We start from the raw sequence: 13,420 nt of genomic DNA, 5'->3' as shown, positions 1-13,420 counted from the left end.
GACTCTAACACGATTGAACCCATCTTTTTTAAAGAAAGAAGTGGTGAGTATGCTGACTAAAGAACAACTGGCGCATTTCCGTTCCATTTTAACCGCGCAGCTGAAAGAATTTGAAGCGGAATTCGGGGAAAATGACCATTTCCAAACGGAAACGGCACACCCTTACGATTCCGTTGGGGAACTGTCCAGTTACGATAATCATCCCGCCGATACCGGTACCGAACTGTTCGAGCGGGAAAAAGATATTGCTTTAAATGACCACGCTGAATATGAAGTGGAAAAAATCAAAGCGGCCCTCAAAGCCATTGAGGACGGCACTTACGGAAGATGCAAAGAATGCGGCAAAGAGATCCCGCTTGAGCGGCTTGAAACGCTTCCTTCCACGCTGTACTGCAAAGAACACACCCCGGATCGGACCATTCCAAAGCACCGCCCGGTTGAAGAAGACGTGCTGAATCCGCCGTGGGGAAAATTCGTTTTTGATAATGGAAAAGATGAATCGGTCGCTTTTGACGCGGAAGACTCCTGGCAGGCTGTCGCAAAATGGGGCACATCCGAGTCCCCTTCCGATTTTGAAACCCCGCCGGACAGTTACAATGATATGTATACGGAATCAGATGACCATGACGGCTATGTGGAAGATTTTGAAAACTTTTCCGGCAATGACATCAACGGAAAAAACGTGGAAATCTATCCAAATGAGGAATACAAAGAATATGAAGAAGAATTGGATGAAACCCATACGATGACGCCGTTCGGGGATCTGCCCCGCAACGAAAAAGATCCTTATGTGGAAGACGAGAAAAAAAAGAAATAAGCAAGCAAAAATCAGGTTGAAGTGCCGGACCTGATTTTTCTTTTGAAAAAATTCCGGATGAAAGCCTTTTTTCTATACATTTTTGTTCGTATATGCCAACTGATTTTGCTATAATTTCTATATGGTAAAAGGAAATTTAGATCGCGTTTGACAGCGCCGACATAATGGAGTGAGACTTTTGGAAGACAGACCGAAAAGATACATGCGGGAAACCCGTACAGTAAGAACCAGTTATGTTTTTCCCCCGGACACAAACCATCTTGGCACACTGTTCGGAGGAAAACTGATGGCGTATATTGATGATACTGCATCGATCGCCGCGGCCAAATTGGCAAGATGCACCGTTGTCACGGCTTCGACTGACTCTGTTGATTTTATCGCACCGATCCGCGTCGGAAACGTCGTTACGGTAGAAGCCATGGTCAGCCGGACAGGGCGGACATCGATGGAAGTATTTGTAAAGGTCAGTGCGGAAGATTTGAAAACAGAAGAGACAAAAATTGCCGCCATTTCTTTTTTGACCTTTGTCGCACTGGATGAGGATGGAAAACCTACACCGGTGCCGGAAATCATCCCGGAAACCGATGAGGAACGATGGTTAAACCAAACAGCTATCCAGCGCGCCGAACAGCGGGTGCTGCGGAAACAACAAAGTGAAGAATTGGCGCGCTATTTGTCAAAAATGCCGCTGTGATTCTTGTTTAGAAAAAATTCCTTTTGAAACAAAAAGGAATTTTTTCCTGTCCTCCATTGTGAATAAAATTACAAAAAGATTAAATTTGGGGTGCCGGCTGAAGCTGTTTTTCGCATATTTTATGGACTTGCCGCGATCATATTTTTGTAACATAAGAGAATGGAAGAAAATGTAACCTTTCAGAACGAACAAAAAAAGCTATACTAAATGGGAGAGACTACAGTTAATCCGTGCGAAAAGACGATAAAGGTTAGGTGACATGCATGTTTTCAGGGAATGAAATTGGGATCGATCTAGGAACTGCAAATGTTTTAGTATATTCGAAAAAAGAAGGCGTTATTTTAGACGAGCCGTCCGTTGTGGCGATTGATCATTCGACAAGGCAGGTGCTCGCTTTCGGGCAGGAAGCCAAAGCGATGATCGGAAAAACACCTGAAAAAATTACTGTCATCCGCCCTTTAAAAGGCGGGGTGATCGCTGATTTCGATATGACAACAGAAATGCTAAAGCAAATTATGAAAAAAATCAATCAGCAAAGCGGCATCTCGATCCGCAAACCGAACGTCGTAGTATGTGTCCCGTCAGGCGCAACATCGGTTGAACGGCGGGCCATTGAAGATGTCGTCAAAAACAGCGGAGCAAAAACCGTCCATTTGATTGAAGAACCGGTTGCTGCCGCCATTGGTGCCGATCTTCCCGTAGACGAGCCGATCGCCAATGTGATTGTCGATATCGGCGGCGGCACTACGGAAGTCGCCATTATTTCCTTCGGCGGCGTCGTGACGTATAACACGATCCGCATCGGCGGCGATAAAATGGACGATGATATTATGCAGCATGTCAGAAAAACGTATAATCTGCTGATCGGCGAACGGACAGCGGAAAAAATTAAAATGGAGATCGGGCATGCCCTTGTCGACCATCCGGAACAAACGATGGATATTCGCGGGCGCGATCTCGTGGCAGGACTGCCGCGAACCATTACATTAAGTTCATTGGAAATTCAGGCTTCGCTCCGTGATTCCCTGCTCCAAATTTTGGAAACGGTCCGTGCCACGCTGGAAGACTGCCCGGCAGAGTTAAGCGGCGATATTGTGGACCGCGGGATTGTTTTAACAGGGGGAGGCGCCCTCCTTCAAGGCATGCAGGAGTGGCTGAGCAATGAAATTTCCGTGCCTGTCCATCTCGCGCCAAACCCGCTGCAATCTGTGGTAGTGGGCGCGGGCCGCTCCCTCCAGTTCATCCATAAAATGACTGCAGGGGCAGGAAAATAACCGGACACATTTAATTTTTAAAAGAAACGGCGTGCTTTTGCCTTTTGATTTGGCAAAAACACGCCGTTTTTTTCACCCTTTTGTGCTTTGTTCCAAGGCTTCCGGTTCTGGTTCCGCTGTTTGTTGCGGCTTAATCCCGGAAAGGCCTTCCAGCATTTCCCGGACATCAATGCCGCTTGATGCTTTCAACGTTTCCTGTAATGTCGACATCAAATCGGTTGCATAGCCGGTGATTTTATTCGCACCGCCGTTTGCACCGCTTCCGGTATCGACAACGGTGATTTGGTCAATATTGGAAAGCGGGCCTGCTACTTGTTTCGCATACTCAGGCAACACTTTCAAAATCATATCGAGCACAGCCGCCTGGCCGAATTGTTCGTATGCTTCCGCAATTTTTCGTTTTGTTTCCGCTTCGGCCAGCCCTTTGAGGCGGATGACTTCGGCTTCCGACTCCCCTTGGGCGCGCTGGGCATCGGCTTTAGCCGTCCCATCAATGCGGACGCGTTCCCCTTCTGCCTTCGCCATCGCTTCCACCCGGTATTTGTGGGCGTCGGCTTCCGCCATTTGTTTCGTTTTTTCTGCAACTGCAGCCTGTTCAACCGAATAACGATCTGCATCCGCTTTTTTCTTGACTTCGGAGTCGTATTGCCGTTCGCGCCGCAAAATTTCTTTTTCTTCGAGCTCGATTTGTTTTTGCCGCTCGATGATTTTGATTTCCATTTCCTGTGCGGTGACATCCTGTTTCGACCGGGCCGTTTCCAAATCGTACGCCTGGTCGGCTTTTGCCCTTGCGATGTCCTGTTCGCGGCGGAACTCGGCAATTTTCAACTGGTTGAACTTCTCCGCTTCCGCAATTTCAGTTGCCCGCTCCAGTTCTGCGCGTTTTGCTTCTTTTAATGCTTCCGCTTTCCGGATTCTCGTTTCTTTTTCGGCTTCTGCCGTGGCAATATCCGCATCGCGCTTGACCTGGGCAATCCGCGGTTTGCCAAGCGCATCAAGGTAGCCGTTTTTATCCTTCACTTCTTTAATCGTGAACGACACGATGATAAGCCCCATTTTTGCCAAATCCTGTGAGGCAACACGCTGGACTTCCTGTGAAAACTTATCACGGTTTTTATAAATTTCTTCAACCGTCATCGAACCGAGAATTGAGCGCAAATGGCCTTCCAAAACTTCCCGCGCTTCATTTTCGCGGTCTTCTTTTGATTTCCCGAGAAATTGTTCGGCAGCTGTGGCAATTTCACCGATCGACCCGCCGATTTTAATAATGGCAATTCCATCTGCCATCACCGGGACACCTTGTTCGGTGTAGACTTCCGGGGTGGTCACTTCCAGCTTGCTCGATAATAAGCTGAGCGGTTTTGCCTGCTGGAATACCGGGAACACAAATGTACCGCCGCCACGAATGATTTTAATTTTATTTCCAGCTTCGTCGACATGGACATTTTTACCGCCAAGAAAACTCCCTGTCACGATTAACGCTTCATCCGGCCCTGCAGTTCGGTATTTTGAAATAAAGACGCCGATAAGGGCAAGCACCAAAAATACAACAACACCGATGACAATCCAAATTCCGCTCGCAAACATGCGGATCCCTCCTTATAATTGTCTAAAATTTTCAATTTTCAATCGATAATTTTCGTAGGGCACGACATATAAAACGCCATTTTTCACTTCAATCACCAATACCTGCGTCCCTTCTTTAATTTCCTCGTCCTGTATGCTGGCTGCCGGCTTGGAGATGGTTCCTGTTTTGCTGTCAATCACCACTCCACCAAAACCGGCTTTCGGAATCGAAAGAATCGTTTTCCCAACCCTCCCTTTCAGCGAATCTTCCGTGTAAACAAGCGATTCTTCAGCCGAAGACAGCGGAACAAGTACAAACACATTGAGCAGAATATCAAGAATCACCGCGATCACGGCGGAAACGACCATAATCAGCACGTGGGAAAGCGGTGTCACTTTTTCCAAAATATACCCGCCTGCCGAGAAAAAAGTAAAAAATGCCAAAATCAAAGCTGGATGGATAAAATTGATGGCGTCTGCCATTCCTCCAAGCAAGTCATTGAACAAAAGGTAAAGCACCGTCAGGCATCCCGCAATGATCAGTACAGCCAAATACGCCGTCTCTATCGGCACGCCGAACACTTCCATATACATCACACCCCTTCCTTGATTGGGATTTTCTTTCAGATGACGCCGGCTATGATTGCTTACTCATCATTACGTTTAAAAATGGTTTAAGTTTCGTGAAAGAGGAAATTTTTTAAACTGTGGGCAGCAGCCGCGCACCAATCCGTTCAATGGTGATGTTTTACAGCGGGCAAAAATACGGTAAAAATTTTTCATTCATTTCATCAAGACCAGGCGGCAGGAAATGGAGTACCAACATTTTCCATTTGATAACGTTACAAAAAGCCTGCTTCCCCATGAGAGCAGGCTAACTTTTTACCTTAGCGCATTTTCCAGATCTTCCAACAAATCTTCGACGTCTTCAATGCCGACTGAGATGCGGATAAGCCCGTCTTCGATGCCAAGTTCGAGACGGCGTTCACGCGGAATGGATGCATGCGTCATAAGCGGCGGGAGTGAGATCAGGCTTTCCACCGCACCGAGGCTTTCCGCCAACGTAAAGTAACGCGTTTTTTTCAATATTTCAAGGGCTTTTTCCTGGGATGACACTGTAAAAGAGACCATGCCGCCGAATCCGCCGGCCTGGGAACTGTGCACTTTATGCCCGGGATGATGGATAAGCCCCGGGTAATATACCTTTTCAACGGCAGGATGTGCAGAAAGGAAATCAACAATTTGCTTTGTGTTGGATTCAATTTCTTCCATGCGTATGCCGAGTGTTTTAATACCGCGGATCAACAGCCAGCTGTCCTGCGGCCCGAGAATGCCGCCGGTTGAGTTTTGGATAAAATGTAAGTCTTCTGCAAGCGCTTCGTTTCGTACGACAACAAGGCCTGCGACCACATCACTGTGCCCGCCGAGATACTTCGTCGCGCTGTGCACGACGATATCCGCACCTAAAGTGAGCGGATTTTGCCAATACGGGGTGCTGAATGTGTTGTCCACGATAAATGTCAATCCGTTTTCACGGGCTACACCGGCAATGGCCCGCAAGTCTGTTATTTTTAATAGCGGGTTCGTCGGCGTTTCCACGTAGATGGCTTTTGTATTCGGGCGGATCGAGGCACGGACCGCATCCAGATCGCTCGTGTCCACAAAAGTGACGTCGATATGGAAACGGTTCATCACTTTTGTTAAAACGCGAAAAGTACCGCCGTATACATCATCGGTTGCCAAAATATGGTCGCCGGCCGAAAACAGCTGGATCACCGCTGTAATCGCGGCCATTCCGGATGCGAATGCAAAACCGTGTGTACCTTCTTCAATATCCGCAATCAGTTTTTCCAAAGCTTCACGCGTCGGATTGCCGGTGCGTGCGTATTCGTATTTAAAATGGCCGACGCCATCCTGCTTGAATGTGCTCGCATGATGGACGGGCACCGAAACTGCGCCTGTATATGGATCACGGCTAATGCCGGCATGAATGAATTTTGTTTTTTTACGCATGACAAACTCCTTCTCATCAAGAATAAATGCTGCGGCTGAGATACCGTTCGCTGCTGTCCGGAAAAATGGTGACAATATGCGTGCCCGGTTTTGCCTGCTTTGCTTCGCGCAGGCTCGCCTCCAAAGCAGCACCTGAGGAACTGCCGATCAAAAGGCCTTCAAGCCGGGCTGCTTCCGCAAGCCGTTTAAAAGCTGTATCGTCGGGAATCGTATGGATGGCATCAAAAAATGTACGGTCCATAAATGGCGGTAAAAATTCCATGCCGATCCCTTCCGTACGGTGGCTGCGCGGCTCGCCCCCGTTTAAAATCGAGCCTTCTGGTTCCACGATGGCTGCCTTCAAGCCCGGATTTTTCTCTTTTAAATAGCGGGCAGTCCCCATAAACGTGCCCCCGGAACCGGCACCTGCGACAAAAACATCGATATGGCCATCAAGTGCTTCCCAAATTTCAGGCCCAAGCGTCTTATAATACGTTTCCGGGTTGGACGGATTTTCAAACTGTCCCGGGAAATACGCATTTGGTGTTTCAGCGACTAGTTTTTTTGCTTTCGCAATTGCGCCTTCCATACCAAGTTCGGTCGGCGTGTTCACGACTTCAGCCCCGAGCGCCCGCATCAGCGTCTGTTTCTCCACGCTGAATTTTTCCGGCACAACAAAAACAGCATGCACGCCGTAACGAATCGCAGCAAGCGCAAGCCCGATGCCCGTGTTGCCGGCCGTCGGTTCTATGATCGTCCCACCGCGCTTCAGCTTACCTTCCCGAAACGCGCGCTCTACTAGATAAGCGCCGAGTCGGTCTTTTATGCTGCCGCCTGGGTTAAAGTATTCCAGCTTTGCAAACAGCCGGACGCCTTTTGGCAAATCAAATGCGGTTAATTCAACCAATGGCGTGTTGCCAATCAGTTCGTGTACGCTTTTCGCATACTTCATTTCACTCGTCTCCTGTTATCAGGCAAATACTTGCGTCCACTCATCGCGTTTTGCCAGCATTTTCCGGGCAATTTCCTTTGCGCCTTCCAAAGAATGGCTTGCCGCCCAGCCGCACTGTGTTTCATTGCAGGCCGGTACTTCTGTGGCATGCAATACATCGTTTAACGTTTTTTCAATGATGTCAAGCACCTCGCCATCATCATCCAAATTGATAACGGAAAAATAAAAACCGGTCTGGCAACCCATTGGGCTGATGTCGACAATTTTATCCGTGTAATTGCGGGCGAATTCCGCCATCATATGCTCGAGCGAGTGGAGCCCCGGCATATCCATATGTTCCTTGTTCGGCTGGCAGAAACGGATATCGTATTTGCGGATCACATCGCCGTGAATCCCTTCTTTTACTCCTGCAAGGCGAACATATGGCGCTTTGACTTTTGTATGGTCCAAATTAAAGCTTTCTACGTTCATTTTTTTCATCTCTGTCATGATGATCATGCTCCTTTCATTTTTGCATCCATTAGCCACACAAACCGGTTCATCTTCCGGAAAGAGACATCAAAACCATTTTCCTCAAAGATGGAAGATAAAGCGGGAATGGTGGTGTAATATTCCGTTTCAAGATCTTCCGCAAGCCGGCAGAATCCCCTTGCTTTGGCTTCCTTGATCATCTCCTGTTTTGCTTCTTCCGTCTCAAAAACCGTATCGGCGAACACGATTTTGCCGCCCGCCTTTAACCGGGTGTGGAAAAGGGATATGGCAGCCCTTTTTTCTTCGTCTGTTAAATGGTGGAACGCATACGTGCTGGCAAATGTATCCGCCTTTTCCTGCACATGAAAATTCAAAAAATCCCCGTCTATTATTTTAACATCCGGATGCTTTTTTTGAGCGATTTTTCGCATATTGGCAGAAGGTTCTATCCCGATTATTTTCAGCCCTTTCTCCAAAAGCTTGCCCGTCAAATTGCCTGTTCCCGGGCCGAATTCAACAACAAAACCGGTTGCCCGGTCTCTGACGGCATCCAAAATTTTATCGTATTGATAGAATACTTCTTCGTATTCGGCATCATTACCGGTAACGGTTTGATCATAGGAGCGGGACCATTCATCAAACAGCGCGTCAAACTCCCTTCCCAATCAAATCCCCCATTTCCCATAAAATAACTCTGAATTAAATGTAACACGCCCCTTGTTTTTTCGCAAACAAAAATGTGAAGGATTTATTCCCATTTTTAACGTGTATACTTTTATTTCCTGCCATTGTATTTTAAAATATGCTTAAAGGAGTGAGATGTGATGACATTGTTAGATGAAGTACTTGCATTTAACCAGGAATTTGTGGAGAAAAAAGCGTATGAGCCTTACCTGACTTCCAAATTCCCCGACAAACGGATGGTGATTTTCACATGTATGGACACAAGGATCATTGAATTGTTACATAAAGCAATGAATATTCAAAACGGAGACGCGAAAATCGTAAAAAATGCAGGCGCCATTTTAACGAGCCCGTTCGACAGCACGATGCGAAGCTTGCTTGTTGCCATTTATCAGCTGAAGGCGGATGAAGTGTTTGTGATCGGCCACTATGACTGTGGCATGACCGGGTTAAAAGGCGAAACCGTGCTCGAAAATATGAAAAAACGCGGGGTTGACGAAAATGCGATTGAAACACTCGTTCATGCGGGGATTGACCTCGACGAATGGCTGAGCGGTTTCGACAAGGTCGAAAGCAGCGTGAAAAAGAGTGTCGGCATCATTAAAAACCACCCGCTGATGGACAAAAAAGTGCCGGTCCATGGGCTTGTCATTGACCCGGAAACCGGGAAACTTGATCTGATCGTAAACGGCTACGAAAATTAATCCCGGGCGCCAAATCCATGGCGGAGACCTTGACGGGGTTTTCTTCATTTTTTAATCGAAACTTCATGAAATGATGATGTTGCTTTCATTGTTTTTTAGGGTAACCGGTTTACAATTAATCATGTAGCGAGGACAGCAGAGCAGTAAGCATGCTGGACAAATACCCACTGTTTTATCCCCTTTTTAAGCCGGCCTGTGTGCCGGTTTTTTTGTGAGCAGAAATTTAAGGGAATTTTAAAATGGCGTTAGGCTAATAAAATGAGCGTAAGTTTTTACATGAAGACCAAGGATCAGTTTGGTTTGCTGATGATGACGGTTTGCAGCGGAAACGGTGTAACCCACGTTTCGTTCATTTTATATAATAGGGTATATAAGCTGCTGAAAGACGGGGAGATTAGGGAAACAGGAGGAAGGTGTTTCAGACAAAAAACGGGTAAAGGCCGCTTGTACGGCTACTTTACCCGTAATCTTTCCCCCACACGGATGGTATAATCATCATCCAGATTATTCCATTTCTTTATTTCTTTGATGGTCGAACCGTATTCTTTGCTTAAAGCGTAAACGGTATCCCCCTTAACGACTTTATGATACGTTGCACCGCTTTTCTTTTTGAGCTCGAAAGCTTTTGCCAGCCCATTGACATGCCCCTGTGCCACTTCTTCAATCCAGCTGTTTTTCTTCATTTTTTTCGCATCACTTGCTGTGTCAATAAAGCCGTTTTCGGTAAGGAGCGCAGGCATGATCGATTCCCTGAGCACATGAAAATCGGCCGTTTTTCTGCCCCTGTCTTTTAAATCATTCAGCTTCACCACTTCCTGGTGGATGGTTTTCTGGTAGGTTGCCGTAGCAGAGCCTGATTTTGGATAAATATAGCTTTCAAAACCCGTTCCATTTCCTGAATTGATATGAATGGAAAGAAAAAAAGTGGCGCCCCAGCTGTTGGCGGCATCCGTCCGCTCTTCCAAAGAAACAAATTTGTCCGTCGTCCGCGACATTTTTACTGAAACATTTTGGTAATGGTTTGTTAAAATGTCCTGAATCTGTTTGGCAATCTCCAAAGTGATGTCTTTTTCTTCCAGCCCGTTTCCCTCAGCGCCCGGGTCTTTTCCACCATGTCCCGGATCAAGAAACAGTTTAAACAAATACTTCACCCCTTTTCAATCATGCTCAATTTCCACATATCTTTTTTAAAGTTAAATGGTTACTTTCCTGTCATGTTTTTTTGCACAAATGGAAACCATCCTTTTTGCCGGCAGCCGGAATGGCAAGCGGCCGGCAAAATTTTACCGGGCATCCGGCAAGTTGAGGCGACAGGGGCAGATTGCAAATACAGGTCAATCTTTGCAAGGAAAACGAAGAACCCGGCCCTTTTTCTCACGCAGAGAACCAAATCTCTATCCTATCGTATGTAAAGCATGTGCCATTTGTGACAGGTTGTCCGCCTGTTTTGGTCCGTAAGCGTTTTAAGGAAGAATTTGGATATTGGGAAATAGAATTGTTTCTTTAAGTGTTTTGGCAGTTGAAGCGGGAAGAACCATGTTTTTTCGGAAAAGCGTATGTGTAAAATATTTTACTCGAAGGATCAGGCGAGTGAAAAAAATGGGAAGGCACTCCATCATCTAAATGTACACTTTGAGATAAACATCTAGAGAGCGGTCTACAGGGGTATTGACACAAAACGACAGATTCACTATAATATTTAAGGTGACATCGAACGGATATTAGCAATTTACGGCTCCGTAGCTCAGTGGATAGAGCGTCGGTTTCCTAAACCGTGCGTCGGAGGTTCGAGTCCTCTCGGGGCCGCTAAACAGAAGCGCCCGCAAGCCTTTAATAATAAGGGGTTGCGGGCGTTTTGCATTTCTTCTGTGCAAAATCCGTGCAAAATTATTTTGTTTCTGCAAAAGTGAGTGCCTTAACATTTGTGGGTGTGGGAGAATTCTTTCGGCGAAAAAATCTTTAAAAAATCCCATTATTTCCGTTTCCTTCTTATTTGTCAGAGAATCAGCCCATTTTCACTAAAATTCCCGCCGACTGAGCTAAGCATGATCCGGATTCAGCGCCGTGATAAACATTTCGAAGAGAAATTGTGTGAAGAGAGCCAGCTGTATTGTGTAGAAAAAAGAGCAGGCCGAAACCTGCTCTTGCAGGCGTTCTTCTAAAAAAGATTTAACAAAAATAGGGGGGTATTTTTTGTTGTTAAACTTAAACACTTAATCGAAAACCTTTTTACGCCTGCATAACAAATTATAAGAAAATTGATTTATTTTGTCTAGATCTCCCATTTTTTTGGGAGACTTTTATTTTGTCAAATTTACAGCCCCCGTAAATTCGGGGGCTTTGAACTTTGCAGCAGACTCTAGGATGTAAAAGTATTTTACCCGGACTTCGATCATTTTACACACAATTTTTTACCTACGTAGGATTTGCTGTATAAGCAAAATCCCCAAATTTGGCATGGATGCTGACCGCTTTGGCAAAAATTTTTACAACAACTCCAGGGAAAAGCTAGCACTCGAAAACCGACTCAACGTATTAAGAAGACAAAATTACACATTTTCGCAAATGGATTCTTCTATACTTTGAGACAGGGCTTGCTGACAAATTGGGTACAAACTCAAAATCGGATTCGTTCAGCAAGCCCTCATGACTTCGCCTTTTAAAAAAAGTGCATAACGGAGGAAAATGGCGAGTTCAATGAATCAGCCCAAGCCGCATTGCTTTTACAGCGGCTTCCGTCCGGTTTCTAGCGTGAAGCCGCTTCATCAGGCTTGAGACATAATCCCGGACCGTATACTCGCTCAAATGCAGCATTTCCGCTGCTTCCGTCGTCGAGGCCCCGTCCGCCAAGAGCTGCAAAATATGGATTTCCCGGGCGGACAGCTGGACGAGTTCCGGCTGCTTTTCGTCCCACTGGTTCGCTTTTAAAAACTTGGCCAGCAGTTCACCTGCGCTCTGACCGAATTTCAACAGCGCCGTAAATGTGCTGCTGTCCACTTCAAAAAACTTCCCCGGCCCCTGGTCCAAAATGGCACCGCCAATTAACACCCCTTCTGACGGCACATAAATCGGGGCAACCACGACCGATTCCAGCTCAAACTCCTTCACATACTGCATCGGAAACTCTTCTGACGCTTTTGGGATATACAGCGGCTGGAAATGCTGTACCATATTTACCTGCTGCCCCTTCCCCAGCAATATTTTGGAAATGGAAGGGAAACGGTCGATCGTCTCCTTTATATTCCGGATTGCCGTATTGTTAAAATGGTAGCCGAACAGGCCGAATCCCGCGGCATCGCTCTGCGAATAACGGAACAGGGCACAGCGCTCAAACGGCAAATATTGTGCGTAACCAAAAGCGATGTTTTGGATCGCTTCATTTAAATCCTGGGAGCGCATAATCCATTCGTTAAATAAAATGACTGCATCTTTCCACTGGTCGCCCGCATATACTTTTCCGTTTCGTTCCTCCTCCATCTGCAACAAATGCATCGCATAGGTTAAAAACGGGATTGTGGCCGAAACATCCTGGTCGCTCATACAAAAAATCAACGTCTCGTTTTTCCACGGAACCGGAAACACATCCCGCCTTTCATCCGGTTTCCGGCGCGGCGTCCGCTTCAGCAGCGCTTCCGACAGCCAAAACCATGAAGGATCCGTCCGTTCAAACAGCCCGCTGTCAATCGCGTTCTCCTCCATCCCGATCACTTTCTTCAGCCGGTACCCCCCATCCACATGGCTGACCCTTGCAATCCACTCGATTCTGAGCTGCTCGGATTTGGTTAGCTGCTCACAAAATGAATCCATTTGAAAAGTTTCCTGTTTGGAAATGAGCAGCATTTCTTCGCAGATTTTCGAAAACAGGTACTGGACGGAAGGATGCAAATGAAAAGACCGGGTCGTGCTTTCTTTTATGGCTTTATGAACAGAGTTTTCAATCAGTGTTAAAATAAAGATGAGAACATGCGGTTCCGGCGGGCGGTGGAATTCCTTCACCCATTGCGACCGGATATCGTCAATCAGCGTCTCAACCGATTGCTGGCCGGAACGGAAAAAGGCGACAAAACAATTGAAAGCGAATTCAAAAGCATCCGCACTGCCTTTATGTGTTTCTCCCAAATACTGCAAAATTCCCGTACATTCCGCAATAATTTGCTGCTGGTGCGAGCGCAAAAGGTCCACTCCATGTTTCATGACCATGTCCATATGCGCATTTAACGACAGCGACACCTTTCTCCCTCCTTTGTCTAACCCCTTACCGGTCTT

Annotated in this window: 12 protein-coding genes and 1 tRNA gene; 5 read left to right on the top strand and 8 right to left on the bottom strand. The window is 46.6% G+C overall.

The annotated features are described in order from the left end of the window. The first annotated feature begins 49 nt into the window (after window positions 1–49). The 3 genes from ABR335_RS03645 (at window position 50) to mreBH (ending at window position 2,785) form a co-directional block, all read left to right on the top strand. On the top strand, window positions 50–817 hold the full coding sequence (locus ABR335_RS03645; protein WP_168985554.1) for a TraR/DksA C4-type zinc finger protein: 768 nt from the start codon (window positions 50–52) through the stop codon (window positions 815–817). A gap of 178 nt (window positions 818–995) precedes the next feature. Next, window positions 996–1,511 carry an acyl-CoA thioesterase gene (locus ABR335_RS03640; protein ID WP_258921116.1) on the top strand — a complete coding sequence of 172 codons (516 nt, stop codon included), beginning with the start codon at window positions 996–998 and terminating at the stop codon, window positions 1,509–1,511. 263 nt (window positions 1,512–1,774) lie between these two features. Next, window positions 1,775–2,785, top strand: coding sequence for a rod-share determining protein MreBH (gene mreBH, locus ABR335_RS03635; protein WP_026684487.1), 1,011 nt, complete (start codon window positions 1,775–1,777; stop codon window positions 2,783–2,785). A 72-nt stretch (window positions 2,786–2,857) separates the two neighbouring features. On the opposite strand, the gene ABR335_RS03630 is transcribed toward mreBH, so the two are convergent. From ABR335_RS03630 to ABR335_RS03605, 6 genes are all read right to left on the bottom strand, one after another. After that, window positions 2,858–4,372, bottom strand: coding sequence for a flotillin family protein (locus ABR335_RS03630; protein WP_035183710.1), 1,515 nt, complete (start codon window positions 4,370–4,372; stop codon window positions 2,858–2,860). 12 nt (window positions 4,373–4,384) lie between these two features. Beyond that, window positions 4,385–4,945 (bottom strand): hypothetical protein, encoded by a 561-nt coding sequence (locus ABR335_RS03625; RefSeq protein WP_350346584.1) that lies wholly within the window; start codon window positions 4,943–4,945, stop codon window positions 4,385–4,387. Between the two features lie 288 nt (window positions 4,946–5,233). Beyond that, window positions 5,234–6,364 carry a bifunctional cystathionine gamma-lyase/homocysteine desulfhydrase gene (locus tag ABR335_RS03620; protein ID WP_061087109.1) on the bottom strand — a complete coding sequence of 377 codons (1,131 nt, stop codon included), beginning with the start codon at window positions 6,362–6,364 and terminating at the stop codon, window positions 5,234–5,236. 16 nt (window positions 6,365–6,380) lie between these two features. Next, a complete protein-coding gene (locus tag ABR335_RS03615; protein WP_035183701.1) occupies window positions 6,381–7,295 on the bottom strand; it encodes a PLP-dependent cysteine synthase family protein in 915 nt (304 codons plus the stop codon). Window positions 7,296–7,313: 18 nt separating this feature from the next. Next, entirely contained in the window at window positions 7,314–7,784 is a 471-nt protein-coding gene (locus ABR335_RS03610) for an S-ribosylhomocysteine lyase (protein WP_014097222.1), read from the bottom strand. A 5-nt stretch (window positions 7,785–7,789) separates the two neighbouring features. Beyond that, window positions 7,790–8,431: a class I SAM-dependent DNA methyltransferase gene (locus ABR335_RS03605; RefSeq protein WP_014097221.1), complete on the bottom strand. Its 642-nt coding sequence runs from the start codon at window positions 8,429–8,431 to the stop codon at window positions 7,790–7,792. 159 nt (window positions 8,432–8,590) lie between these two features. On the opposite strand from ABR335_RS03605, the gene ABR335_RS03600 reads away from it, so the two are divergent. After that, a complete protein-coding gene (locus ABR335_RS03600; protein ID WP_014097220.1) occupies window positions 8,591–9,154 on the top strand; it encodes a beta-class carbonic anhydrase in 564 nt (187 codons plus the stop codon). A 452-nt stretch (window positions 9,155–9,606) separates the two neighbouring features. Here the strand turns inward: ABR335_RS03600 and ABR335_RS03595 are convergent, their stop codons facing one another. After that, window positions 9,607–10,296 (bottom strand): N-acetylmuramoyl-L-alanine amidase, encoded by a 690-nt coding sequence (locus ABR335_RS03595; protein ID WP_017551462.1) that lies wholly within the window; start codon window positions 10,294–10,296, stop codon window positions 9,607–9,609. A 591-nt stretch (window positions 10,297–10,887) separates the two neighbouring features. On the opposite strand from ABR335_RS03595, the gene ABR335_RS03590 reads away from it, so the two are divergent. Then, window positions 10,888–10,960: transfer RNA gene (locus tag ABR335_RS03590), tRNA-Arg, on the top strand. 888 nt (window positions 10,961–11,848) lie between these two features. Here ABR335_RS03590 and ABR335_RS03585 read toward each other — a convergent pair. Continuing rightward, complete coding sequence (locus ABR335_RS03585) at window positions 11,849–13,384, bottom strand: response regulator transcription factor (protein ID WP_110134170.1); 1,536 nt, start codon at window positions 13,382–13,384, stop codon at window positions 11,849–11,851. Between the last annotated feature and the right edge of the window lie 36 nt (window positions 13,385–13,420).

The sequence above is a fragment of the Heyndrickxia faecalis genome (assembly GCF_040267745.1).
Classification (GTDB): Bacteria; Bacillota; Bacilli; order Bacillales; family Bacillaceae_C; genus Weizmannia; species Weizmannia faecalis.
Note: the sequence above shows the minus strand (reverse complement) of the source record. Positions and strands in the feature narration are given on the sequence as shown.